Source organism: Leptolyngbya sp. PL-A3, assembly GCF_039962325.1.
Lineage (GTDB): Bacteria > Cyanobacteriota > Cyanobacteriia > Elainellales > Elainellaceae > Vacuolonema.
Window position 1 is genome coordinate 24999 of the sequence record NZ_JAMPLB010000034.1, and the last position, 25395, is coordinate 50393.

Below are 25395 nucleotides of genomic sequence, written 5' to 3' on the forward strand. Positions count from 1 at the left end.
CCACTATCATTTAGTTTGATACCTGTTCGTGTCGCAGCTCAATCTAGTGCAACCGGAGGGACTTTTACACCACCACCACCACCCGTTGTGGGAGAACCGGGAGGTAGAGGCCAGGGAGGCGGCTCTCGCAGTCCAGAATGCGAACGCTATGCAGACGTTACGGCTCTGGTGCCGACAGTGCAGGTGGGCGATCGCACATTTCAATGGGGGCTCACCACCCGATCCCACCCAACAGTTTGGCTATCCGCACCCGCAGGCTTAGCCGATGCGGTTCCCATCGAGTTTACCCTATGGAGCGAAGATCCCCAGCCTATTTACCGAACCCTGCTCACCAGTACAGCAACAGCGCCAGGAGCTTTTCGGGTGACATTTCCTGAAGATACCCCTGCGCTATCTACGGGGACGGTGTATCACTGGACAGTCTCTATTTTCTGCAACCCAGAAACGCCGGATGTACCTGTAAGAGTTGATGCCTACATTCAACGGACGGAATTATCCATTCCCCAGGAAACCTCCGATGTTCTTCAGACATCAGCGGCCTATGCCAGAGGTGGCGTCTGGTATGATGCTCTGTCTTTGTTGGGGGAACAGTACGGGGAGAGTGGAGATGAGGCGATCGCCGCAGCCTGGACAGACTTATTACAGCAAGTCAATCTCCATCAGTTACCTAACAGACCCATCGGAGCCTGTTGTCAGACGTCCCCTTGATATAGCGATCGCTCACACCTCGCACCTTTCTAAAACCAAATTCCAAGAGCCTGATTTTGTGCGCTTCGCGCACAAAATCAGGCTCTTGGAATTTGGCGCAAAATCTGAGTATAAGCAAATCGCACTGAAATAAGCCCAAACCTGTACCCCAGAAAGGCCGGGGTCTGCTTCAAAACCCCAGTAAAGCGAAGCGACCTAACGCCTCCCCTGCAAGGTCTCCTTGCCGAGAGGGGGCCGGGGGGATGGGCAGCCGTCCCCCCAGTCAGGGGGGGTTGGGGGCGACGCGCCCCCAAGCCAGACCTGAGCGATCAATCCCAGCTTATGTCAGTATCTGTCGAATATGAGCATACTAAGGAGATTTCCAGATAAGAACTTCCCCATTATTTGGAAAAAAGGCGCGGCGAAGCCGTGCCTTTTTTCCAAATAATGGGGATATTTTTTCTCAGAAATCTCCTAAAGTCGTGACTATTAGTTACAGGAGATGACGAAAGTCCGATATTAAATTCGACTTTTTTAAGACGGCTATCAAGACATCTGTTAGAGGTTTTGAAGGGTGCAGTTTCCTATGATCAAAACGATCGCACCCTTACCCCCAAAGCCATGAATTTCGTCAACTTTCCTGCCCCCGATATTAAACCTCTCGAACGCTTAAACGTATACGATAGCTTGATGATCAACGCCCAACGATGGTCACTGGCCCATGCATACCATCGACAGCGGCAAAATGTGCACTATCAATCCCTCAACCAACCTGGCATTGTTTGTGGGTTGGGCATCACGATTATAGACCCACCAGATTCTACAGAATCGCGGTTTCGCGATCAACGGTGGATTGAAATTCAGCCTGGCATTGCCATTGATGTAGAAGGTAATGTCATCATCGTAGATGAAGCCGTTGATCGCACCTATCGCATTGCAGCTAAACCTCCTATAGCAGGGAGTATTACCGTTTATGTTGTAGTTAGTTATGTAGAACCAGAAGCTCCAAGTTATCAACCCCATTCTGAAGTCCTGCGAGAACAGTTTCGCTTCGATCAAAAAACGACACCACCCAAGGACCACGAAATTGAACTGTGTCGTATTCAGCTAAGCAACAATTTCATTCAGATTGAGCGTCCAGATGACGTTCTTTTCCCGGTGCAGAATCAGTTAGATATGAGCCATCGCTTACAGGCTCAAACGAAGCCGATCGCCACGGCCCATCTGGCTCAGATCAAACCCCAGAGCACAGAAGCCGGGGTATCAAAAGGGCAAGCGGTTACATTTCTAGCACGATCGACCTCGGCCCTTTATCCCAGCTTACAGGGCATAGCCGCTCCTAATGTTTTGTCGCTACAGGCTGAAGCGATCGCCCCCTACGATCTCCTGCTTCTTGATGCAGATCATGTATCGGAGCTCAGCGGCACCGAACAGGATGTCTTGAGTGAGTACCTGACTCAGGGGGGTATGGTGCTGATTGAATTGCTGGATACAAACGAGTTTGCGATCGCCAACTTTCAAAACTGGATCGAACACAGCTTCCAGACTGCTTTGGAATCCTGGCATGAGTTATCAAATGACCATCCGGTGCGATCGCATCCATTCCTTTTTGCCGCGCTTCCAGAGGTAGATCAGACATCCATCCAAGTCTGGTGTGGTGGCGGAATTATCTTTGTGGCTGGAGGGCTGTCATCGGCCTGGGCACCGGATGTTCAAGGAATGCGATCGCGCAATGACATTCGCACAGCTCAGGAATTTGGCATCAACCTGTTGCACTTTGCCTGGCGGCGACGACACCTGACCCAGTTGCTTCAGCCTGCGTTGTCGTAGGGACAATGCCCACAATTTGTAAATCCCTTAACTGACAAGGATGGGAGCACAATGCTCACCCGATCCGCTAGAGGAATGGAAGGATGGAAAACCGAATTCAAGCCACGGTTTCTAAACGGAAGCTCAGATTAATTCCAGACTTGGCCGCCGATCCCGATCTGAAGTCGGGCAATGAGCACGAGTTTGATGTGGTCGTAATCAATGCGAGTCGCTACTTTACCAGCTTTCAACTGGAGTTACTGGCTCCTGGCCTTGACTCACAAGCGGGAGGAGATTGGTACAGCATCGAGCCAGAGATCTGTGCCAAGAAACCACCCGGTGCCCAAACCCAATTTCACGTTGTTATTAAGAAACCGCCAATTCCGGCCTACGATACCACCCTGGATTTAACTCTGCGAATTTTTTCGGTAGAGTATGCCACTCTCTTCACCAGTCAACCCATTAGTTTATTGGTCGAGAAGCCGCGTCGATCATTACGCATTTTTCTGCCTAATAAGGATTTGAAGGTTTTTCCAGGGGATGAAATCGAGATTCCTGTTATCCTCTACAACCTCGATTCCAAATCGAATGCTGTTATTGTTAGCCTGACGGGGCTTGAGCCCGGTTGGATGACGGGCTCACGGGATATAGCCTCCATTGAACAGGAATTGACCATTGAAGCCGGAGATTCCCTCAAAACTAGCTTCTATTGCCGCCCTCCGCACTATACCGCCCTTAGCCAACCTTACCCCTTCACGGTAGAGGTCAAATCGCCAGCAAACTATTACAGCGCTCGTGAGCAGGGTGTTTTAGAGGTATTACCGCAAGGGGCTGTCACCTTTGAATGCCAACCTGAGGTTCAAACGATCGCCGCCAAGGGCCTCCGTAAGGCTGTAGGGACAGCTATCTATGAGTTGCGATTTGAGAATCGGAGTAACCAGCCGCAAGAGATCGCGATCGCCCCTTCAGAAGGCCCCCACCCATTCATTCCACCCCCACCCCTGCGCCTTCATCCAGGAGAAGTTCAGCAAGCCCCACTGGTTGTTCAACGGCGGCGACCCTGGTTAGGTTGGCCCCGACGGGTGTTGTTCCCTGTGACTCCGGAGTTAACCCCGATGCACAGCGACAGCTCCATGACAGCCGTGCAACTACAGCCCAATAGCAAAACCCTGGAGTTACGCATTCCGCCCCTCATTCCACCGCTTGCCCAACTAGGAAGTGCGCTCCTGTTCCTGCTGTTGCTCTGGATGCTGTGGTTACTCCGGTCTGATGGACATCACAGCACCGTTAATTTTGTCCGGTTCAGCGGCGATGGCACAACGGTATTGAGCGGTTCTAGCGACGAAACGGTACGACGCTGGTTTGTGAATCGAACCATGTGGCAACCCGATCGCCTACTGCATTGGCAATGGCAGGCTCAGCGATTGATTCAGCCCGATAACATCGGTGAGAACATTGGCAAAGCGGTCCGGGTAATCCGCCACGGACGCAAAAATAATTTAGTGGCCGTAGGTTTAGAGGATGGCACCATTCAGTTGTGGGATACTGCGTTCACCAAACCACAGCAAACCCTTTACCAGGGAACCGATCGTGTCTTTGATCTGGTGTTTACTCAGGATTCAAACCTGCTGTTCAGTGGACATGGGAGTGGCATGGTGCGTCGCTGGTCTGTGGTTCCATCCCAAACTGCCGGTCGTCAAATTCGTACATCCCTGGGTGAAATGTTCCCCGCTACCGCCAAAGAACCGCAGCGAACTTATTTCCCCTTTGCCGTATCGTCCCTTGCGCTCAGCGAATTCGATCAAGCTCCCCCATGGTTAGTTGTAGCAGGGCAATTTAATCAGCTGGTGTTGTGGGATTGGAATGCTAATCGCCTTTACAACGTCCCCTATCACTGGGAAACGCCCCCCTATGCCTTCTCGCAACCCATTATGGGTAAGGAGCAGGCGATCGCCAGCGTCGCAACCGCTCAAAATCTTCTGGCCACCGCTGATAACCAGGGTTACATCACCCTGTGGGATATGACAAAGCGCCCATGCCAGCTACAGGGCGATGCGGAGGGTATCTGTAATCTGCCCATCCTTGATCAATGGCGCGACGGTCATAGCAAGCAACCTGTGCGTTCCGTTGCCCTCACTTCTGACGGATGCTATATGGCCAGTACCGGGGACGATGGACGTGTCATGTTGTGGCCCCTGGAGAATGGAAAACGTTCGGAACATGAACGCAATGGTGTACGCCTGGCAGATTTCCCAATTCGCCTGAATAGCGTCGATATTACTCAAAAAGACAACACATTGGTGATTACCAGTGACGGTGATCGCGATCGCGTCATGCTGTACCGCATTCATACCCGCAACGATGCAAAGGATGAGAACCATGCCACTTGCCACACACCCACTATTTATTGAAGATCGAGCGGCGAATCACGAAGCCAAACGGGGTTCTGCGCTGAAACGGAGCATTGTGGTCAAGAACCTGGGCGATCGCCCCGCTGAAGTTGATTTGTGGATTGTTGCCACCGAACAAAAGGCAGAACCCATCCTGCGGTGGTGCAGCTTCAGCGAACGCAACCCGTTTCGTCTAGAGGCAAGGGAAAGCCGGGAAGTGATGCTCACCTTCGACATTCCCCAACAGGCTACACCTGATTTGTACCATTACGAAGTGCTGGTGGATGCCCAGGCGCAGTATCCAGACAAGCCACCCATCCGCCGCCCTCAACAGTTTCGCGTTCTACCCTCGACCCACGATGCGGAATGGGGAACTGACCCCCTGTTCTCGGTGCAGCCCGTTACCCAGGCAGCTAATCCCTATCGCCTTCAGGCAGGGGAAGCCTTAGATGTGACAGTTCACATAAAAAACTGCTCCAAACGGGTCGATCGGTTCTACCTCACCTGTCCCGAACTGCCGCAGTCCTGGTTCACCGTCCGCTATCCCGAAAGCAGTTTAGACAATCCCGGTTTGGTCAGCGAAACCGATGGACTGGAGTTGAATCCTGACAGCAGCGGTTCCATTGTTTTGAGGTTGCACCCGCCGCAATTTACCACTGCCGGACACTACTTTCCAACCCTCCGGCTCACCTCTAGCAATGACGATACCCTGCAACGACTGGATGTGGTGTATCTACAAATTCTGACGAGCGATCGCCTGGATGTACAGCTTCAACCCTCCCTACGCCGCATTCCCAGCGAATCTGGTCTGTTTGATGTGCAAATCAGCAATCAGGGGAATGTCGTTCGTAAACTCATTGTGGATGCCATTGACCCTGAACACCAGTTTCGCTACCGGATTGAGCCTTTTGTACTGCATCTGGAGCCGGGTCATAGTGAGCCACTCGTCATCCATACCATGCCCCGAAAGTGGTGGGCTCGTCCCTGGTGGGGCAAGGGGCGAGAGATTCCATTTGACCTTCACCTGAAAGAGGTTTCGGGTGCGATGGACGCGCCAAAGATACCGTCAACCGCTCAGGGGGTTATTCTTTGGCAAGCACGCCCCTGGTGGATGCTGGTGCTGCTGGTACTGGCAGGATTAGGGGCTGTAGGGGCGATCGCCCTCATGGTATGGCTCACTCTCTTCAAACGCCCCGCTCCCGCCCCTGTTCCTCAACCTCAAATTGTGGCCATTAACCCGACGGTTAATTCAACAACGGGGGAACCGCTAACCTATCGAGCAGGCAAAGACGAGACAATGCGCCTGGATTGGACAATTAACCGCTTGAATGATATTGATCGCATTACTATTATTCATCTAGAGCAAGGAACTGAAGTCAGCCGCAAGAATTACACTTTTGCAGGCAGCATCCCGAAAGAACTCCAGCGTCGTGCTGGACAGCAAGATTTGTGCGCCGCCGTGCAGGAGGACACCACTCAGTTAAGCTGCCGGGCCATGCCCATTGCTCAAGCCACCCCCGGAACCCACACATTTCGACTGCAAGTATTTTCCAGGAGCGATCGCACTCAACCTGTAGACGAACGAACAACAGATTCCCTGACAATCGCCGCGCTATCTCACCCTGCGATCGTGCAGTTTTCTCCGACTGCTGCGACGTATCAATCCGGGTCAGAAGTCGGGGAGGGAGCGATCGCACCGCCTATCCGCCTCAATTGGGAGATTAGTTCTCCTGAGCAAATTCAAGAGGTGCAGGTGATGGGCATTACAGAACATGGCACGATCACCGATGCGATGCAACGCTACTCCCTGGCTGATGGAGTTCCGCCTGAGCTGCAAGGCTTCTGCTCCATGACCACACGTCTGGTCTGCCGCAATGTACCAACTTCAGCGACTCGGCCTGGAACCTACACCTTTCAACTCACCTTAATTGCCAAGCAGTCAGAGCAGACCATAAAACAAACACCCCCCATTCGTATTCAGGCAACTCCCCCTAAAGTGCAATCGTTGCAGATCAACGGAGAGGATGTAGGACAAAACCCTACCCATCGCATTGAGCTGTCTGCCGATAAACCCACAACCATCACGTTTTCATGGCAGATTGAATCAGACCCCGATACCCAGGTTGAACTTCTCCCGGCACCGGGGTCAGTTCCAGCAACAGGCTCTCTGGAATATACGCTGAATGATCAACCGGGACAGCAACCTTTAACACTACGAATAACCAACCCATCAGGAGAACAAATGACACGAACAATTCTCATAGAAACCGTTGCTCCCCCACCTGAACCGGCGCCTCCGCCTACTGAGCCGACGAATCCTGTCAGTCCGGTTCCATCTCCATCTCCTAAACAACTCATTCTGCCCATTCCCGTTCAAAATTAGGGAAAACTCTGTTTTGTGAATGCGGTAGGCGAAACTTCTTGCATTTACAAAAATAGGATGCCTTCTGTTCAAAAGCTTATTGATATAAACTTGTCAACTCTGATAAGTCGTAGTTCTTGAAAAACTACGACTTCTTTTATTCAATATTCTGGACAGTTTTTGTGAAACCCTTGATTTTGCGTGCGTGAAGCGCACGCAAAATCAAGGGTTTCACAAAAACTGTCCGAACTAAGGAGATTTCCAGTAATGAAATTACCCCCAGAATGTTGGTGCTTTGCCCGCTTCGCGGGCAAAGCACCAACATTCTGGGTAAATTCTTATGCAGAAACCTCCTAATGTTATTTAAAGTTTTGTTTAAAGTGGCAGCCTCAAAAATTACAGGATTACGTTAGCCAAATTTAAGTATAGATTAAGCGATCGCAAGAGCTGAAACCCAACAGGTAAGGGCGTTATATGCAATGTCTCTATCTAAAGGGTTTCAGCTTACATAACTATTCTCCATAAATAATACAAATTAAATGACTGGGATTCTAACTGACCTTGCATAAACTCCGGAAAGCGGACGTGTAGTTGGGTAGGTGAAAACGCGATAGGTCTGTAGATGCTATCTGAGGTGCTGATATGATTCGTGTCCTACTGGTAGACAATCAAGGTCTCGTCCGTGACGGAATCAAAGCATTGCTGAATCATGAACCCGACTTGGCTGTAGTCGGCACAGCCGAAAATGGGAGAGAGGCATTAGAACAAATTGAAGTAACACAGCCAGATATCGTCCTCACGGATCTGAGTATGCCAGTTATGGGTGGGAAAGAGACGACGCAGGCGATCGCCCAACGTTTCCCCACTGTCAAAGTTCTCATCTTAAGTACCTGTAACGACACACCATCTGTCATTGAAGCGTTGTATGCTGGAGCGAAAGGTTACCTCCTAAAAACGATGATTGCGGAGGAACTGGCCGACTCTATTCGCCTGGTTCATCGGGGTTATACACAACTGGCTCCCGGTCTAATGGAAAAAATTCTGGATCAGGCCCTTCGTTCAGGGCTATCCCGTGGAGAGTCAGAATTACCCGCGATCGCCGAATTATCTGCCCGAGAAAGAGATGTCTTGCGATTAATCGGCAAAGGCGCAACCAATAGCGAGATCGCTCAACAGTTATTTATTTCAGAAGGAACGGTAAAAACCTATGTGACCCGTTTATTTACACGCCTCAATTTTAGAAACCGCTCAGAATTGGCGATCTACGCCAATTCTGTAGAATGGCACGACACCTGGAAGGCTGAAAGTGGTGGGGGCGATCGAACACCCACATCCAACGCCTGTTGATCGGAATTTCAAGAGAAAAACTATTCCCTATCGTTAAGGATGGGTAAATCAAGTGAAACAGAAGGAGCGATACACCTGATGATTGCAGTCAGCGGTTGTTCGTAACCTTGAACCCAGCATTAGTGATTTCCTTCAATCTACTGCACCGTTATCATTAGGTGAGTTGTCTAATGGTAGGGTGGTGATGCTTGCTTAAACAGAAGATGGTTTCTAAGAAGATTTCCAGTAATGAAATTACCCCCAGAATGTTGGTGCTTTGCCCGCTTCGCGGGCAAAGCACCAACATTCTGGGTAAATTCTTATGCAGAAACCTCCTAAAGGCACATCAGTTGAAACAAAAGCAGAAGCAGAAGCACCAGTGGCTGTGATAATTGCGACTACAGCGCATGATTAAGCACCGAGACCAGACGATGGAAGTGGACAGACTTCCATGGCTTGAATCAAGCCATGCTCAATGGTAAAACGGTGGCCAACGTGCTCATCGGCAAGCACGGCCCCGACCAAATCGCGCACGACCTGATGCACCTCGACCAGGACCTGCCCAGCGTCCTCTGGGTAAAAGGCAATTGGCTCGACGGATGGATTGATCTCACTCCACTGCTCTGTCCAGTAAGCGCGGACTTCCTCAGGCCCGTGAACAAAACCGCCTTTGAACGCCTTCGGCCAGGCCACATCGGGAGTCATAAGGGCGAGGGCGGCATCAATGTCACGCGCGTTGAAGGCCGCATACGCTGCGCGTAGCAGCTCGATTTCTGGTGCAGGTTGATTTGACATAGTAATTCAATATACAACACCGCTTGCAAGCCGTCGAACGGTTCGGCCAGCGATTGGCGATCGCTCTGCATCTACCCAACTTGAAGGAATAGACTTCTCTCCCAACGTGATCTCTATGCCACCCGGCAAAACTAAACTCTCTGCTTCAAGAAGTTGCTCTAAAATAACTTGTTCATCACTTGCAATACCAAATCAATGTGAAGCTGCACAGAATGAGAGTGGCAGCGGGTACCCGCCGCCACTCTCATTCTGTGCAGCTTCATATAAAACCGGTATAAGTTCTATTGGATTGTATTGAGCCAGTTGAGCCAAAACTAATCCAATTTCTAGATGTGTCATTTCTCCAGACAAACGGATCCTTGAAAAGGATTTACACTCTGGAACCGACCAAGGACAGGGAAATTTACCTTCGTAGTAGGGTGTTTCCATAACCGCCTGCATCTGGGCCATGAGTTCATTCATGCTTACACTTCTAAGGAGATTTCCAGATAAGAACTTCCCCATTATTTGGAAAAAAGGCGCGGCTTCGCCGCGCCTTTTTTCCAAATAATGGGGATATTGTTTCCCAGAAATCTCCTAAAAACCTAAACACAGTGTTTTCTATAGGCAACGGCAGAAGTATTGGCGATAGAGCTGACATCTGGGGACTCCATCATTACCAACAAGTTTTATGAGCCCCATACTGCTGAGTTTGAAGGCTTGCTCGGAGGGCAATCGCACTGGGGTGTTGTGGAATACGACCTCTCGAAATGCCTGCATCAAGGGTGGATTCTGTTCGAGATTGCTGAGATGACGACGGAGATGATCGGCATAGATGCCACCTTCTGTTGGCGCGGTCTGCAAGAGTTGCTCTAGGCTCAAATTTAGGTGGGCGATCGCATAGAGTGCCAGTCGAATCAAGAAGGGATGTCCTCCGACTAACCCCATTAACGCTTGAATCATCTCTGGTTGCTGGGGAAGACCGTATCGCTGCACCAGTTCCCCGACCTGACTGGTTGTAAATTCGGGTAGCTCAATGGGTAGTCCTACATTAAACGGAGACTTGTTTACATCGAGCGGGATATAAACCTCGGTGGAATGAACCACGATCAGACGAATATTTTTCCAGATCTCTCGCCGTTTCGCCTCTTCATGCAAAGCACGTAGCAATCCGAAGAAATCATCAGCAATTTCAAGACTGGCAAAGACGCGATCGACCTCATCTAATCCCAATGTTAAGGGAGTAGCCAGCTGCGGCAGTAAATACTGTTCAAAATAGGCTTTACAGCACTGGTTACTGCCAATCAAATCGGCAAGCTGCCAATGCTTTGCCAATTGCTCTGGATCAAGAAGCCCCAATTCCAGACTGACACTGGCACAAAACCACTGGAGAAATGTATCTGAATTGTTGAAGATGCGCTGATTAGCAAGTTGGAAGCTCAACGGCACAATCCGAGATCCCTGCTGTTCTGCTTGATGTAATATCCGCGCCATCAATGAGGTTTTTCCCATCTGCCGGGGCGCTTTAATCCGAATCAGGGCACCAGGTTGGGCGATCGCCTCATAACACAGTGTCTCAATAGGAGGACGCTGGATGTAAAGTCTCGACTCAAGATCCATCTGTCCCCCTGGAATTTCAGGAGAAGCGGTCGGCAGGGGCGGAGTAGGGGCACGAGTCGCTGGAGCCGTAAGCTGTGCCCAAGGGATAGCTAGCTCATGAGCCGGTAGCGCCATGCGCCGCTGATTGAATACGTCCAACAGTGCTGACGCTAAACGCGTGGGCGGCTCAGAGAGTTGCCATTGCCACGGCTGGCTTTCCTGCAAATAATTCAGCAGATCGAATGGCAATCGCTGTATCCAGGGCAGATTAATCGCGATGGGTAAGATAGTGGGTCGCTGTGTCTTATCCCATAACTCTCTGGCTAGCTGAACATTGGCCAGGGTTGCTTCGCTAACAGCTGATGGCTCGGTTAATAACAGCAGCCAATAGTCAAAGGATTGTAAGGTTTCCGCTAGTAGGAGGGGCGTTGGAGCGATCGCCACCTGATATGAAGTCTGAGCAAAATACTGCTGGATCTGAGCCGATAACTCGACACAACCCACATCACCACTAATTAAAACTGTCGCAGCATATTCCTGGGCTGCCGGTTCCTCTACCTGCTCCCCTAGCGGCTCAGCGTCCAGATCCACAAGATCGCGCCAGTCTTGTCCTAAGGCTTGAGAAAGTTCTACAAAATTTACGAAGTCTACGGATTTGCCGTTGAGGAAATGGCTAACGGTCGATTGGGCAATCTTCAAGTGCTCGGCCAGAATGCGCTGGCTGGGAAAGCCATTGCGCAACAGGGACAGCTTGATACGAGAGATGCAAGATTGACGAAGTCTGAGCGATCGCGGCATGGCAGAAATCACAGTAGGCCTGGTCAGCGTATCCCATTAGCGCATGAATGCAGGGTTCAAGATCGGATAGCATTTTGATGAAATTCTAGCTTGTATCGCAATATGGCAGGGGCGATCGCCTGCTCACGTACAAATCATAGTAGGCCGTGCTTTAAAGCAGAACCTGGTTTTCTGGCCACATATAAAAACTACAATTCAAGCTGGATATGCTATTGCTGACATCTCAATAAAGTCGATGGCAAGTCAATCACAATTCGAAGTTCTCCCTCCTGAACTCATCAATTGATCGAGTTTCATAGGAAATGACAACGGATTCCCTCGGAATCTATTCCTCTCATTTCTCGTCTAAATCGCTATGGCTGCACAAAAAGATCACGCTGCGATCGCTACCTACTACCAGGCCGGCGGCACTCTACCTGAACATGCTGCTACTTATGTTAAGCGGCAAGCTGACCTTGATTTGTATCAGGGGTTAAAAGCGGGAGAGTTCTGCTATGTTCTGAATTCTCGGCAAATGGGCAAATCGAGTCTTCAGGTGCAGGTGATGAATCGCTTGCAGGCGGAAGGAATTGCCTGCGTCACGATCGATATTTCAGATATTGGCAATCAGGTGTCGCTAGAGCAGTGGTATGGCGGCGTTGCCTATAAGCTGGCGAGCAGTCTGAATGTATTCACTTCTAAAGAATTCATGGGCTGGTGGAGCGATCGCGCCTCGCTTTCACCTGTGCAGCGGTTGAGTCAGTTGATTGAAGAAATTCTGCTGAAGCAATCACAGCCCATTGTCGTTTTCATTGATGAAATTGACAGTATTCTGAGCTTTCGTGACTCACTGGATGATTTCTTTGTGCTGATTCGTGCTTGCTACAACAAACGAGCGCATCACCCCGCTTATCGGCATTTAACGTTTGCATTGTTGGGTGTTGCCACCCCTAGCGATCTGATCAGCGACACCCACCGCACCCCCTTCAATATTGGTCGAGCCATTGATTTGCAGGGATTTGCTGAGCACGAAGCGCAAGTTTTATCAGAGGGATTGACAGAAATCGTTGACGCGCCTCAAACAGCATTGCATGAAATTTTGCGCTGGACGGGTGGACAACCGTTTCTAACGCAAAAGGTGTGTCAATTGGTGGTGCAGGAGTGGAGGAGTGAAGCAACAGATCATTTCACTACTTCATTGCTTCATGACTCGATCGAGCGCCTCATTCAAACCTACATAATCGACAATTGGGAAGCACAGGATTATCCTGAGCATTTCAAAACCATTCGCGATCGCCTACTGCGGAATGAGCAACGGGCCGGTCGATTATTGGGGCTTTATCAACAGATATTACTGGCTCCAGATCGGTCGATTCCAGCCGATGATTCGGCCGAGCAGATGGCGCTGAAGCTGTCTGGGCTAGTGGTGCAGCGTCAGGGCAAAGTGTGGGTTGCTAACCGGATTTATGAAACAGTGTTTGATGTCGCCTGGGTCAGTGAGCAGTTGGGTAATCTGCGAATTTACAATGATGCGATCGCCGCCTGGATATCTTCCGAGCGAGAGGATGGCTCTCGACTATTGCGGGGACAGACTTTGCGAGAAGCGCTGGATTGGGCAGCAGGAAAGAGTTTAAGCGATGAAGATTACCAATTTTTGGCAGCGAGTCAGGAAGCTGAAAATCGCACCATTCAATTAGAAAAGCTGGAGGTTCAGATCGGTTGGGATATTGAAAAACAGGAAAAGGAAACGATTGCCAAAGCGAATCAAATTTTGACGGTTGCTAACCATCAAGCCAAACGCCGAATACAAGTTGGTTCACTGATTCTGGCTGTTTCTGTGGTGGGAGCGGCAATCGCGGGCACCTTTGCCAGTGTTGCCCTGCAAAAGCAGCAGACTGCCCTGGCAGGAACTCGCTTGGAGCGACAAGGGATGAAGGTTTTGCGTCAGTTTGAAACCTCTGAACTGGATGCTTTAGTCTCAGCCATGGAGGCTGGGCAGGAGCTAAACCAACTGGTGAAAAGCGATCGCCCCTGGTCTGAATATCCAGCAACCAGCCCAATTCTGGCGCTACAAAATGTTTTAAGTCAAATTCATGAACAAAATCGGTTTACAGGCTTTCCGGTCAACCTGGGTGCAGCCGAATTTAGCCCCGATGGAGAGCTGGTCATCACGGCTTCTGCCTCTTCCTCCATAGATGTGCAATCAACAGCTCAATTGTGGACGACGCAAGGAACCTTGATTGCCAACCTGGGAGATCACGGGGGAACAGAGGTAGCAATGGGGTTTAGTCCTGATGGTCAATTGCTAGCTACATCTGGGTTTGATGGCAAAATTCGACTCTGGAATCGACAGGGCGATCGCCTTCGGGAGTTGCAACAGCCCGGAAACCGTCAGGTGTTTACTCTGGCGTTTAGTCCTAATGGTGAATCCCTTGCCGCGGCGAGTTCTCAAACCGTTGATGTTTGGTCGTCTCAAGGGAACTATCAGTTCAAACTAGAGGGCTTTGAGGGTAACATCCATACTGTGCAATTCAGCCCGGATGGGCAACATCTAGCGGCAATTGATGAGCAGGGCAATGTGAAAATTAGCTCGCTCAATGGGCAAAACCTCACTACCTTCAAGGCATCTGTTCCCCTGAACATGCAGTGGAGTTCCAATAGTGAGTATTTATTAACCGTTGGCCGGGAAGGAAACACGGAAGTCTGGACAGTGAAGGGCGATCGCCTCAGCGAGATTAAGGTTCCAGGTGGCGGCAATGGCTCCTATAAGTCCATTGCGGATGCTCAATTTACATCCAGCAATGAAATCGTTGTTGTCACCGTCAATGGAGAATTGAGCTACTGGACGCCCCAAGGGAAGCAACTACCGCCCAGGATTCCTAGAATTCCTCCTCAGCCTTTAACCCTTGTTCCGGTGGAGGCAAATTTGCAACTGAGTCCTCAGGGCGATCGCTTGATTTTTAGTAATTTCCCCGGCACCATCTACTTGTTGCAACAGATCGAGTCCATGCAACCGATTGCCTCAACGCTGAAGGGACAAGGCAGAATTTTGAATGCCTGGTTTAGCCCAGAGGGCGATCGCCTGCTCACCTTTTCCAGCACAGGCACCGTTCAGGACTGGAACCTGCAAGCGCAGAATCAACACCAGTTAGCAGGGATTGCACCCGGCACAACCCTCTTCTCAGACCTGAATGGACAATCGCAGCGCATCCTAAGCGTCAATAATCAGGACGGCAGTGCCCTTTTGTGGGATCTGGCAGGACGACAACAGGCAACGCTGAATGTATCGGGTCAGTCTTCTCCCCATACTCAGTTCAGCCAGGATGGTCAGGTGATGGCGATCGCGGGCAGAGAAGGCTTAATTCGCCTGTGGAATCCACAAGGTCAACTGATCCAAGAACTAACAGACAGCCTCCCCTCCCCTGCCTCTCTTGCCCTTAGCCACAATGGTAGCCACATTGCCGCTGCTACCGCCAATAATCAGATTAACCTCTGGACTCGTGAGGGAGAATTGCTACTGCAAACGCGCACACCATCTCAGGCTTCCATCAATGCTCTGAGCCTCAGTCCAAGGGGAAATTATCTGGCGGTGGGTCAGATGGATGGCCAGATGACGCTGTGGTCGGCCAAAGGAGAAGTTTTGGCAACGCTCAAAGCCCATGAGCAAGATATTATCGCAATGCAGTTTAGCCCCGATGAGCAACACCTAATCACCACAGGTCTAGAAGGAACGGTGAAAATTTGGACGCCTCAAGGAAAGCTGGTCAAAACACTATCTCAGTTTCAACCAGATGTTTACCTGATTAAATTCAGCCCGGATGGCAACTACTTTGCTACCTCTGGAGCGAACGGCAGCATTAAGCTGTGGAATCGCCAGGGGCAACTCATCACCGATTTTACAGGCAATACAGACACAACCTTCCGAATGGAATTTAGCCCCGATAGCCGCAGTCTTGCCACCGTTGCTAACAACACGCTAAAGCTGTGGACATTAGAAGGAAACTTGCTGAGCAACATCACTGTCCCAGAAGGCATTCACAATATCAGCTTCAGCAACGATGGAAAAACAATTTTCACCATTGGTACTAGCACTACAGTGCACCATTGGCAGGTTGCCAGTTTGCCAAATCTCCTAGACCGTGGCTGCGATTGGTTAGACGGCTATTTCAATCACCATCCAGACTTACGCGCTAAGCTCAGATGTTCCACCTGAACTGGAGGAGCCTGGTTCATTGCTGTGCGTGGTGTGTGATGGTGCCCATTACGCACGATGCACAGCTAAGGTTGGGTGAGCAATTCAACCAGCTGACTACCGATCCTCTCAGTTGTGCCGTTTCTGTCTATCACCCCAAATTCTGTGGATCGCAAGAAATTTTCTTCAGATTATTCCGCGTTGGTGCGATCGCAAGAAATCTTTCAGATTATTTTAGATACGAGATGCTGGTAGCGATCGCAGCCCCACCACTCACCTAAATGATCGACACCCAGCCTTTTACCTCAGTATCAGTGAGGGTTCGTTCTAGCTTCATATATTCGCTATAAGCCGCATCCCGCAGGTGATGCATCTGCACAGGTTCATTGTTGCTGGCTGCCAGAAATGTAGCATTCAAGGCGATATTGCGAATGTTGCCCCCTGAAACATTGAGTTTTGCCAGCTTTTGAAAATCCAGGTCATGGGTGGGTGTTTGTGGCGGAAATATTTTCTGCCAGATGCGTATCCGTTGGGCGATGTCAGGGAAGGGGAATTTAACAACGAAGCGAATCCGGCGCAGGAAGGCTGTATCTAGCGAATCTTTCAGGTTACTGGTGAGGATAGCCAAGCCCTGATAGGATTCCATGCGTTGGAGTAGATAGCTCACTTCCATATTGGCGTAGCGATCGTGGGAGTCCTTTACATCTGAGCGCTTGCCAAACAACGCATCCGCCTCATCAAATAAAAGAATGACTGTGCTGGCTTCCGCTGCATCAAAAATTCGGCGTAAATTCTTCTCCGTTTCACCAATGTATTTACTAACAACAGAACTCAAATCAATACGGTACAGGTCTAATTGCAACGTATGGGCTAGAACCTCCGCAGACATGGTTTTTCCGGTGCCGCTGACTCCTGCAAACAGCGCGCTAATGCCTAACCCGCGACTACTCTTGGAACGGAATCCCCATTGTTCATACACACGAATGCGCTGGTTCACATGGGCAGCAATGGTTTGCAAAACGGCACATTCCTTGTCGGGGAGAATCAGGTCGTTCCAGGTGGCGATCGCCTCAATCCGCTGCGCCAGATCATCCAATTGTGGACGCGTATGGATACGACAGACCTGCCAGAGTGCCTGACCTAATGACTCGCTTTGCGCGGCATGAACCGTAGAAGGCGGATGAACATCGCCTATCACTTCCGTACAAATGGTCTGAATCGTTGAAGCATTTAGCCGAAACTGGCTGGCTAATTGCTCCACCTGACCGTTGAGAGACGCGGCTACTGGCCCCAGAGCTTGCTGCCAGAGTCTCTGTTGCTCATCGCGCGTTGGTGATTCAACCGTCAGGCTAACGAAAGCACGCTGTTGTTGAGGCCAGCGATCGCGACTGGCAATCATCAACGGACTCCGAATCTGTTCCATCAGCCGGGTCAGGGCATCCTCACGAGAGTTGAATTCATGGGCGATCGCATCACAATCAACTAACAATACCGAAGGTTGAAGCGCCGCCGTCCGTTCCCACAGGGTTAGCAGGGTTTGGAGATCCTGCATTTGAGCCGGGAGAACAAGGGCTGAGAGGGTGTGAAGTTGCCAACCGAGTTGATGGCATGCGGCAGCGGCGATCGCCTGCTTACTGCCCGATTCTGAGCCACAGAGTTGGGCGATCGGATAATGTGTGGTGTCTCCCTGTTGCCAGAGTGCGGCTAATTGATTGGCAAGCTGTTGATGGGAAGACACCAGGCTGGGCTGTAATGAGACGGGTTGAATCAGATGCAGGGTGCGATCGTCACCGCATTGTGTTCCCGTTAGATAATGCAAAATCCACTCATCGACCCGTAATGGACTGAGCATCAGCGTTTGACTGATTCCCATTTCAATCAATCGCCAGCGTCGTAGAGGGGCTGTCGGCGTGAGGGCGCTCCAATGGGCGCTGGGTAAGATAGCCAACGCTAGATCAAATGTGGGATAAGGCTTTTGTGTATCTCCTTGCGCTTCAGCACAGAGGGCGGCAATGGTGCGATCCAATTCCATGCCGACACATAGCAGGAGGATAGCCCGTTCAAACGGCGATAGCCCAAAGGTATTGCACAGGTGTTCCAGGTTGGAAGGGGCGATCGCCGATTCAGGTTCACTCGATGACCTATTCTCCTGCGGATTCGTAGCCCTCGCATCGGAAGAGTGCACACGGGCAATGTGTTGTTCGAGGTAGTGGCGAATTTGAGAGAGTTCAGACCAGAGCGATCGCCACGAATCCTGGGCTGAAGCAAGGGTGGATGGGCTCATGAAATTTCGATGGTAGGGCCAATGTACTGTTCAAACGTGGGGCTATTGGGAGTGGTATCTACGGTGAGGGGGCTTTCGGAGCGATCAACCTGAATTCGCACCAGGTATACCCCCTCCTGCACGTCTTGAATGGGGAACTCCACCATGTGAGTATCCATTTCACGGGTTTTGGCCTTAAAGATGTAGGCCGCAGGATTCTGGGATGTTAGTTGGTTGAGTAATAGAAAAACTCGTTGTTCTTTACCAATCAACAGATCCGACTGAACTTGAATTTCACCGTTATATTCGTCATCCTCTGTGAGATGCCTGTGAACCAGGACGATTTCGCGAATAGTGGGACATAGGACGATCGCCATCACATTAGAACCAATCGCCCGATCAATATCAAAGGCCGTTCGCTTAGCAACGGGATGGAGTACCTGCAAGCTTTGAACACCAGCCCGTAGCCCTGCCACTTCTGCCCCTGACAAGCCAGACAGGTTGAGTCTGATTTGGGTTTCCCCGACTTCCTGGGGGGTCACCCTGGCATCTCCAACCCGAATCTGGATTTGATCCATTCGCAATTGCTTGCCCCGAATTGTTAGAGAACTGCCCAGGGTAATCGGCTGATGGCTACCCCCATCGGGAATAACCTGGTCAACCACAGGCTGATTGGGCGTGATATAGAACTGGCAACCGCGCAGAGGAAGCAAGCGACGGGCGGGTTTATCCCCTTCAATCAGAACAGTGCTGCCCTGGTAGCCAAAGGATAACGTGTAGGGAGTTTGAAAAAAGACGGACCAGATTTTCGAGAGTTCTTCTGTGGTCATGGAACTGGGAACCAGCGTAACCCGTTCAACCTGACTGGCTAGTGTTGAATCTGCCAGGTAGCTAAATGCAGGATGTTGAACAGTCTCCTCAATCATGTCCTGGGTTAGAATCGGCTGATCAATTAACGTGCGTACTGCACTTCCCAGTAACCGTTGAGGTTCTAACTCAATCTCATTTCCGTAAAACGTCATTAAATAAAATAAATTTAGACCGGCCTGCGAATGCTTAATCAGATCGCCCTTAGGACGACGGGTATGCAGGTCATTGTTGCGCCAGGCTGGATTAGGAGAAGCCTGGTACAGATAGAGATTAACCCCAATATCGGGAGTGCCACTGCCGGAAGCATCGGGCCGTGTTGTGGTTACACGAACACCCGGCACATCGCTTTGTAGTGATGCTTGCAATAGACGCTGCATGGTTGCGGTAACGGTTGCGATCGCCAAATAATTACTCATTACATCCTTTCCTGCAAAGCAATAAAACATTCCCTAAACTTTGATAGCTCCATTCATACCGATTGTGAGTAAGAGATACCAGTCTTCATCACAAGATCAAGACTTTAGTGATGCGTAGTCCAGTATGAATGAATACATGGCGTACAGAGATGATGAATTCGTATCAACGAAGGTCTTAAGGCTACTCGACTTTCTTCTGAATTGATATTGGGACATTCTTCAGATACCCAAGACCAGAGCCGCTGCCTATGATATGAGCCAACACACAAACATTTCAAATACTGAATAGCCCCATCCCATACGGAGATACGTAACATGGCAAGACTGGATTACTTTGCCCCCGGTGTTTATGTTGAAGAGGTCGATCGCGGCAGTCGTCCAATTGAAGGTGTACAAACCAATATTGCTGGCTTTGTGGGTTTTACAGAAGCCATTCGGGGTGGTGCTGAGTTGGGTAAACCCGTTCTCGTCGCCAGTTGGAATCAATATCTGGAATACTTTGCCCGCGAAAACTCTGATGGATTTACAGACTTTGACGCCTATTTGCCGTTTGCCGTGAACGGTTGGTTTCTCAACGGAGGTGCCCGGTGTTGGATCGTGAGCATCGGTACCGATCTTCCCAAAACTGATCCAGAAAACCAGCAACCAGATTTCAATACAACGGCTGTGACCATCAAAACTGCAAGCCGTCACGAGGCGCTCCAGGTACGTCTCAAATCAGACGCGACATGCGGTTCTGTCCGCATGGCAGTGCTTCCCGGAGAACCCAAGGCCCTTCCAGAAGACCCCAATACACCAGCCCCGATTCCTGCGGAGTTTTTCACACTGGTGGTCAAGCGAGATGGAGAAGAATTAGAGATCTTCCGTCACTTGACGATGGATACACAGGTACAGCCCGAAGTGGGGGATTATGTCGTCACGAAGTTACAGGAATCTCAGTACCTTCAAGTTGCTGATGTCACCCAATCCGGTTTAGCCCTAGCTCGCCGTCCCGTGGATGGGCAATACGAAATCAGCATGCCGCCTCTCCTGCCGACCCCTGAGAACCTGGCTCGCTATGTGCAGGGGATTCGAGATGACCGCCGAGGCATCCAGGGGTTATTTGAAATTGATGAAATTACCATAATTGCCTGCCCCGACTTGATGCGGGCTTACGAAGCAGATTTAATGAACGCTGATCAGGTGCATAACTTGATGCAACTAATGGTCAGCCTTTGCGAAAATTCGGCTCCTAATCCACCCAATCGCATGGTGGTGTTAGACACGCCACCCGAATGCATCAAGCCCCAACAGGTCGTTCACTGGTTAGATCAGGACTTTAGCCGTCGATCGATGTTCGCGGCCCTGTACTACCCCTGGATTAAAGTTCCCAATCCCCGTAAGGGTGGACGCTCCATTGCCATCCCTCCCTGCGGCCACATGATGGGTATCTGGTCGCGTACCGATGAAACTCGTGGTGTCTACAAAGCACCCGCGAACGAAACTCCTCGTGGCGTTGTGGGCTTAGCCTACGACTGCAACTTCCGCGAACAAGAAATGCTAAACCCCAGGGGCATTAACTGTATTCGCACCTTCCCCAATCGCGGCATTAAGGTTTGGGGGGCACGGACGCTGGTTGAACCCGAAAAGACGGATTGGCGGTATATCAACGTCCGTCGTCTGGTCAGCTATATCGAAAAATCAATTGAGTTGGGGACGCAATGGGTTGTTTTTGAACCCAACGATCAAGACTTGTGGGCACGCGTTCGTCGTACCGTCAACAACTTCTTGGAACGACTCTGGCGAGAAGGCGCATTATTCGGCGCAACACCGGAACAAGCCTTTTATGTCAAATGTGATGAGGAAATTAATACCCCCGAAACGATGTTACTGGGTCGTTTGTATGTGGAAGTCGGTATTTGCCCGGTACGACCAGCAGAATTTGTTGTGTTTCGAATTAGCCAGTGGGTTAGCCAGCAAGATGAATAAAAAATCCTACGATTAAGCATGCTTTGTGAATGTAAGTGTGAACTAGAAGGAATCTCATCATGATGCAGCAAGAAGAAGTATTAGTCAGTTGTCGGTTTTACTTTGAGGCCGACGGGGTTACGGATAAGCAGATTTTGGAGGTGTCGGGTTTAAGTTCGGAAACCCCTGCGGCAGGGGGAGATAAGGTGCTGGGTTCAGGGAAGAATGCGATCAATTTGCGGCAGGCAACACCGACACGGACTAAGTTTACCCCGGTGGTCATCAAGCTGGTGGCGACAACCAACAAAGATCTGTACCGCTGGTACGAGGATTGTAATCGAAATGAGGGCGGGCGTTCTGATTGGAGCAGCAGTCGGAAAGCAGCTTCGGTGAGTGTGTACGATCAGGCAGGAGATATGAAAGCTCGATGGGAATTGCTGAATGCTTATCCCACCAAGTATGAGGGACCCAAGCTGGAAGCAGGAGCCAATGATGTGGCGAATGAAACCCTGACCCTGGTGCATGAGGGAATTAAACGGGTGATGTAATCCATGGCAAACCTGATTAATCACTTTCCAGAAATTCTCACCACCTGTCGCTTCTATATTGAATTGAAACTGGATGGCAGTCTGGATCCCGTTGATGCTTTTTTTATGGAATGTAAGGGGTTCAAGCAGAGCCAGACGGCGATCGAGGTGAGTGAGGTGTCTCCCCGGCAGTGGGGAAAGGCTAAATCGGGGCAAATCTCTCATACCAAGCTTCCAGGCAATGCGAAAACCAGCAACCTCACCCTACGGCGGGGAATGACGCAATCTGCAACACTCTGGAATTGGTTTGAAACGGTGCAGCAAGGCAACTGGGCCAGACAATTACGGGATGGGGCATTGACGATCTATGACCAGGCGGGGAATTCTCAAGCGCTCTTTCAATTTCAGGGAGCATGGCCCGTTAGCTATCTGGTTTCTGATCTGAATGTAGGTACAGGAGATCTGGCGATCGAAGAAATGGAATTAGCCGTTGAAACGTTTACACGGCAGAGGTAAAACATGTTTCCAACAGAATTTGAGTTTGTATTGCCAAAAGGCTATCTGGATGGGGAGGGCAACCTACACCGCCATGGATTGATGCGCTTAGCTACAGCGGCAGATGAAGTCATGCCATTGCGGGATCCAAGAGTGAAAGCTAATCCCGCCTATGCAACGGTGATTATCCTGTCTCGGGTAATTACGCAGCTAGGGGTTTTAGAAGACGTAACACCCGTTGTGATTGAAGGGCTGTTTGCCTGCGATCTCAATTATCTTTACCAGTTTTATCGCCAAATCAATGAGCTGGAAACAGAGCTGTCTTCCTCAACGGTCGATGAGCCGATGATTGAATCCTTCAATTCGGCCATTCCCACGGAAACAGCACAGCTTGAGGTTGGTTAGGGTATTTCCCTTTCCTAAAAGCCTTGCTTATGCATCATCGAATCCGACCCGTTTCGTCGTGAGGGATTGCTATGAAGTTAACCGACATTATCTTCAGGCTAGGCCACTATTATCGTGGGGCTGAAAACTTCATTCGTCATCCCGTTGAAATCCTGGCACAACGGGGCAGGCGTGAGGCTCAGCATCGGCTGGAGGAGATTGAAATCCCCATGGGAAGGGAAACGCCACGCTCGGCACCATCGCGTCAGGTAGATAGGGCTGAAAGGGAGGAACATTGGCAAAATCCCCCTGAACGCGATGTGCGCCGTTTCCAAGCACGTACTGCCACTGCCGCACCGACACCAGTGAGTGCGCGATCGCGCCCCCTCCCAACCCCTCTACCTACCCGATCCACTCGTTCTACAGAGATTCCATTTTTGTCTGAACAGGATCAGATCCGGGGACGGTGGGGGCGCTATCGCCGGGTAGGTGATGTTCTCCAAACTGGGGAACGGGTGCGGTGCTATAACGGGATTCTGGCCCTGAATAACAAACCCGTTTTAATCAAAGAGTATTTGCTGTTAGAAGGAGATTTCAACGCTAGAGAGATTCGCGATCGCAAAGAAAAGTTCACCACTCTCGCCAACCTAAATTTACGCAACGGGGGTGGACAAGACTTTCGGTTAGTGAATCTGTATGAGGCGATCGCCTCCCCTAACTCCACCGAAAACCGCTGTTATTTGATCAGCGAACCGATTCCCAAAAGTCAAACACTCCGTCAGTATCTTGCAGCTACTCCAACGGTCACGCCTCGTCAGGTCCGTCATGTTCTAGCCCAGGTGTTGCAAACGCTCTGGTTCCTGCATCAGCAGAAGGTGCGGTTGCCTACAGGGGAAGTTCAGTACGGCCTGCCCCACGGCAATCTCAGCTTAAATAGCTTGCTCATTGCTCCCCAATCCTCAACAGAACAGCTAACCCCAGAAAATGAACTGCAATTTTTCATTTACGTGACAGATTTGGCCCTTTGGGAACATCTCTTTCTACCTGCGTCTGCCAAAGTTGCAACCCCTACTCTAGCAGGGGATCTGGTTGATTTAGGCTACCTTGGCTTTGATCTGCTCACCGGAATGGCAAATGCAACTCGTCCAAATCTTCTGCTAGAGCAGCCCTGGGCATCAGTGGCAGATCAACCCCTTAAGCAATTTATTCGCCAACTAGTTAGCGGTAAATTTAAAGCCAATGCGGAAGAAGCTCGTCAAGTTTTACTGGGTCTTCCGTGGCAAGAAGCATCGGAACAGGGAGAGCCTCTAGCAACGGAACAGGCTACATCCAGTGAAACGAGACATCGGTTTCTACGGCAACTGTTGCTTTTAGGGTTGCTGGGTGGATGCCTCGGCGGATTGCTCTGGATAGGAGGACGTTGGTTTGTTGGGCGATCGCCCAACGCCACAGATCCCACCCGCCCCTGTTGCCTGGCTGCGATTACAAGCCTGCCTGATCAGCCTACTTCCTATGTGATCGAAGCGGGGGGAATTTGGGACAGGGTGTTGCGATCGCAACACTCCATTGCCTTGAGTCGTACTCTGGAACAGACCTTACAGGAACGAGATGCTCGCCTGAAGCAATACACCTTACAAACAACTCAGGAAGATGTGATATCGGTTTTACGTTCTAAATCCGCTGCGTTTGCACTCACGGAATGGCGAACCGATTTGCCGGAAGGGTTTGAGCAACAGGAGGTGGCCTACGATGGCCTGGTAGCCGTGGTCGCATTTAGCGATGGTAATCCTTCTAATGGCAATGCAACGTTACTGAAGGGCATTCCAGAGCAATTGGAGGGCCGTATCACGGTTGAGCAGTTACGTCAGCTTTATACAGGCCATGTTACCCCACAGGATTTAGCCGACCGCTTAGAAGGATGGTCACTTAAGCTCTACCGTCCTGCGGATCAAGCGACGATTCAGCAGTTCGAACAGACGGTTTTGCAAGGCGATCGCACCACCATTCAGCAATTTCGGGAACGGGCGATCGCCCCTCTACCCGTTAACCAGATGTTCAGTGAAATCCTGAAGGATTTTGAGCAGCGGCATACTGTGGGAATTGGATTTGCACGCCTCAGTCAGGTCATTAACCAATGCTCAGTGTATCCGCTAGCGCTGGGGGAAAACGGCAAGGAAGTTCAACCCCTGATGCAACAGCAAGGAGTACCCATTAATCCAGCGACAGACTTATGTGGTGACAAAGGTAGCTATACCTCTAATGCCAACGTGTTTAGCTCCAGCCGAGGGTTTCTGCAAAATCAATATCCTCTGCGCTATCGTCTGGTGGTTGTTTATCCAAAGGGCTCCCAGGCAGGCCGCAGCTTTGCAGAAACCCTCAGAACGGATGAGGGGCAAGCTCTCCTCAATGCAGCAGGTCTGGTTCCGATTCGGGCTTTGAGCGATCGCTAACAACACCCAGACACCCGGTGTTTTTAAAAACACTAGTAGGCTGGGGCAGAAGTGTACAACCTATTTTTTGTGGTGGGGTGCTTCGCACCCCACCACAAAAAATAGGCAACGAACTTAGGCCGGAGCC

Annotated in this window: 16 protein-coding genes; 11 read left to right on the plus strand and 5 right to left on the minus strand. The window is 50.5% G+C overall.

Annotation, left to right across the window (positions count from 1 at the left end; genetic code table 11):
• The first annotated feature begins 15 nt into the window (after positions 1 to 15).
• The 5 genes from NDI52_RS22115 (at position 16) to NDI52_RS22135 (ending at position 8595) form a co-directional block, all read left to right on the plus strand.
• Entirely contained in the window at positions 16 to 708 is a 693-nt protein-coding gene (locus tag NDI52_RS22115) for a DUF928 domain-containing protein (RefSeq protein WP_190789199.1), read from the plus strand.
• 600 nt (positions 709 to 1308) lie between these two features.
• Positions 1309 to 2517 carry a DUF4159 domain-containing protein gene (locus NDI52_RS22120; protein WP_190775045.1) on the plus strand — a complete coding sequence of 403 codons (1209 nt, stop codon included), beginning with the start codon at positions 1309 to 1311 and terminating at the stop codon, positions 2515 to 2517.
• 83 nt (positions 2518 to 2600) lie between these two features.
• Positions 2601 to 4907, plus strand: a complete 2307-nt coding sequence (locus NDI52_RS22125; protein WP_190775046.1) for a WD40 repeat domain-containing protein — start codon at positions 2601 to 2603, stop codon at positions 4905 to 4907.
• Entirely contained in the window at positions 4876 to 7269 is a 2394-nt protein-coding gene (locus NDI52_RS22130; RefSeq protein WP_190775047.1) for a hypothetical protein, read from the plus strand. The genes NDI52_RS22125 and NDI52_RS22130 overlap by 32 nt, the downstream gene beginning before the upstream one ends.
• Before the next feature lie 621 nt (positions 7270 to 7890).
• On the plus strand, positions 7891 to 8595 hold the full coding sequence (locus NDI52_RS22135) for a response regulator transcription factor (RefSeq protein ID WP_190772598.1): 705 nt from the start codon (positions 7891 to 7893) through the stop codon (positions 8593 to 8595).
• Between the two features lie 390 nt (positions 8596 to 8985).
• On the opposite strand, the gene NDI52_RS22140 is transcribed toward NDI52_RS22135, so the two are convergent.
• From NDI52_RS22140 to NDI52_RS22150, 3 genes are all read right to left on the minus strand, one after another.
• Positions 8986 to 9369 carry a nuclear transport factor 2 family protein gene (locus tag NDI52_RS22140; RefSeq protein ID WP_190772597.1) on the minus strand — a complete coding sequence of 128 codons (384 nt, stop codon included), beginning with the start codon at positions 9367 to 9369 and terminating at the stop codon, positions 8986 to 8988.
• A 192-nt stretch (positions 9370 to 9561) separates the two neighbouring features.
• Entirely contained in the window at positions 9562 to 9831 is a 270-nt protein-coding gene (locus NDI52_RS22145) for a hypothetical protein (protein ID WP_190772596.1), read from the minus strand.
• Positions 9832 to 9969: 138 nt separating this feature from the next.
• Positions 9970 to 11757 carry an AAA-like domain-containing protein gene (locus NDI52_RS22150; RefSeq protein WP_199307626.1) on the minus strand — a complete coding sequence of 596 codons (1788 nt, stop codon included), beginning with the start codon at positions 11755 to 11757 and terminating at the stop codon, positions 9970 to 9972.
• 343 nt (positions 11758 to 12100) lie between these two features.
• Between NDI52_RS22150 and NDI52_RS22155 the strand changes: the two genes are divergently transcribed.
• The gene (locus NDI52_RS22155) at positions 12101 to 15937 is read left to right on the plus strand and encodes an AAA-like domain-containing protein (RefSeq protein WP_190774497.1); all 3837 of its coding nucleotides are present in this window, start codon (positions 12101 to 12103) and stop codon (positions 15935 to 15937) included.
• Between the two features lie 256 nt (positions 15938 to 16193).
• Here the strand turns inward: NDI52_RS22155 and NDI52_RS22160 are convergent, their stop codons facing one another.
• Together NDI52_RS22160 and NDI52_RS22165 are read right to left on the minus strand one after the other, a co-directional pair.
• On the minus strand, positions 16194 to 18200 hold the full coding sequence (locus tag NDI52_RS22160; RefSeq protein ID WP_190774498.1) for an ATP-binding protein: 2007 nt from the start codon (positions 18198 to 18200) through the stop codon (positions 16194 to 16196).
• Positions 18197 to 19465 (minus strand): DUF4255 domain-containing protein, encoded by a 1269-nt coding sequence (locus NDI52_RS22165; protein WP_190774499.1) that lies wholly within the window; start codon positions 19463 to 19465, stop codon positions 18197 to 18199. Before NDI52_RS22165 ends, NDI52_RS22160 begins: the two co-directional genes overlap by 4 nt.
• 315 nt (positions 19466 to 19780) lie before the next feature.
• Between NDI52_RS22165 and NDI52_RS22170 the strand changes: the two genes are divergently transcribed.
• The 5 genes from NDI52_RS22170 to NDI52_RS22190 all read left to right on the plus strand — a co-directional run bounded on the left by NDI52_RS22170 (position 19781) and on the right by NDI52_RS22190 (position 25268).
• Entirely contained in the window at positions 19781 to 21433 is a 1653-nt protein-coding gene (locus NDI52_RS22170) for a phage tail sheath C-terminal domain-containing protein (RefSeq protein ID WP_190774500.1), read from the plus strand.
• Between the two features lie 59 nt (positions 21434 to 21492).
• A complete protein-coding gene (locus tag NDI52_RS22175; protein WP_190774501.1) occupies positions 21493 to 21960 on the plus strand; it encodes a phage tail protein in 468 nt (155 codons plus the stop codon).
• A 3-nt stretch (positions 21961 to 21963) separates the two neighbouring features.
• Positions 21964 to 22455 carry a phage tail protein gene (locus NDI52_RS22180; protein WP_190774502.1) on the plus strand — a complete coding sequence of 164 codons (492 nt, stop codon included), beginning with the start codon at positions 21964 to 21966 and terminating at the stop codon, positions 22453 to 22455.
• A gap of 3 nt (positions 22456 to 22458) precedes the next feature.
• Entirely contained in the window at positions 22459 to 22839 is a 381-nt protein-coding gene (locus NDI52_RS22185; RefSeq protein WP_190774503.1) for a hypothetical protein, read from the plus strand.
• Positions 22840 to 22910: 71 nt separating this feature from the next.
• The gene (locus NDI52_RS22190) at positions 22911 to 25268 is read left to right on the plus strand and encodes a hypothetical protein (protein WP_190774504.1); all 2358 of its coding nucleotides are present in this window, start codon (positions 22911 to 22913) and stop codon (positions 25266 to 25268) included.
• The last annotated feature ends 127 nt before the right edge of the window (positions 25269 to 25395 follow it).

Bases quoted from the DNA above. Each gene is read 5' to 3' on its own strand.
- NDI52_RS22180 (WP_190774502.1), top strand. From the start codon at position 21,964: ATGGCAAACCTGATTAATCACTTTCCAGAAATTCTCACCACCTGTCGC.
- NDI52_RS22165 (WP_190774499.1), bottom strand. From the start codon at position 19,465: ATGAGTAATTATTTGGCGATCGCAACCGTTACCGCAACCATGCAGCGT.
- NDI52_RS22130 (WP_190775047.1), top strand. From the start codon at position 4,876: ATGCCACTTGCCACACACCCACTATTTATTGAAGATCGAGCGGCGAAT.
- NDI52_RS22170 (WP_190774500.1), top strand. From the start codon at position 19,781: ATGGCAAGACTGGATTACTTTGCCCCCGGTGTTTATGTTGAAGAGGTC.
- NDI52_RS22125 (WP_190775046.1), top strand. From the start codon at position 2,601: ATGGAAAACCGAATTCAAGCCACGGTTTCTAAACGGAAGCTCAGATTA.
- NDI52_RS22145 (WP_190772596.1), bottom strand. From the start codon at position 9,831: ATGAATGAACTCATGGCCCAGATGCAGGCGGTTATGGAAACACCCTAC.
- NDI52_RS22140 (WP_190772597.1), bottom strand. From the start codon at position 9,369: ATGTCAAATCAACCTGCACCAGAAATCGAGCTGCTACGCGCAGCGTAT.
- NDI52_RS22185 (WP_190774503.1), top strand. From the start codon at position 22,459: ATGTTTCCAACAGAATTTGAGTTTGTATTGCCAAAAGGCTATCTGGAT.
- NDI52_RS22160 (WP_190774498.1), bottom strand. From the start codon at position 18,200: ATGAGCCCATCCACCCTTGCTTCAGCCCAGGATTCGTGGCGATCGCTC.
- NDI52_RS22135 (WP_190772598.1), top strand. From the start codon at position 7,891: ATGATTCGTGTCCTACTGGTAGACAATCAAGGTCTCGTCCGTGACGGA.
- NDI52_RS22120 (WP_190775045.1), top strand. From the start codon at position 1,309: ATGAATTTCGTCAACTTTCCTGCCCCCGATATTAAACCTCTCGAACGC.
- NDI52_RS22190 (WP_190774504.1), top strand. From the start codon at position 22,911: ATGAAGTTAACCGACATTATCTTCAGGCTAGGCCACTATTATCGTGGG.
- NDI52_RS22175 (WP_190774501.1), top strand. From the start codon at position 21,493: ATGATGCAGCAAGAAGAAGTATTAGTCAGTTGTCGGTTTTACTTTGAG.
- NDI52_RS22155 (WP_190774497.1), top strand. From the start codon at position 12,101: ATGGCTGCACAAAAAGATCACGCTGCGATCGCTACCTACTACCAGGCC.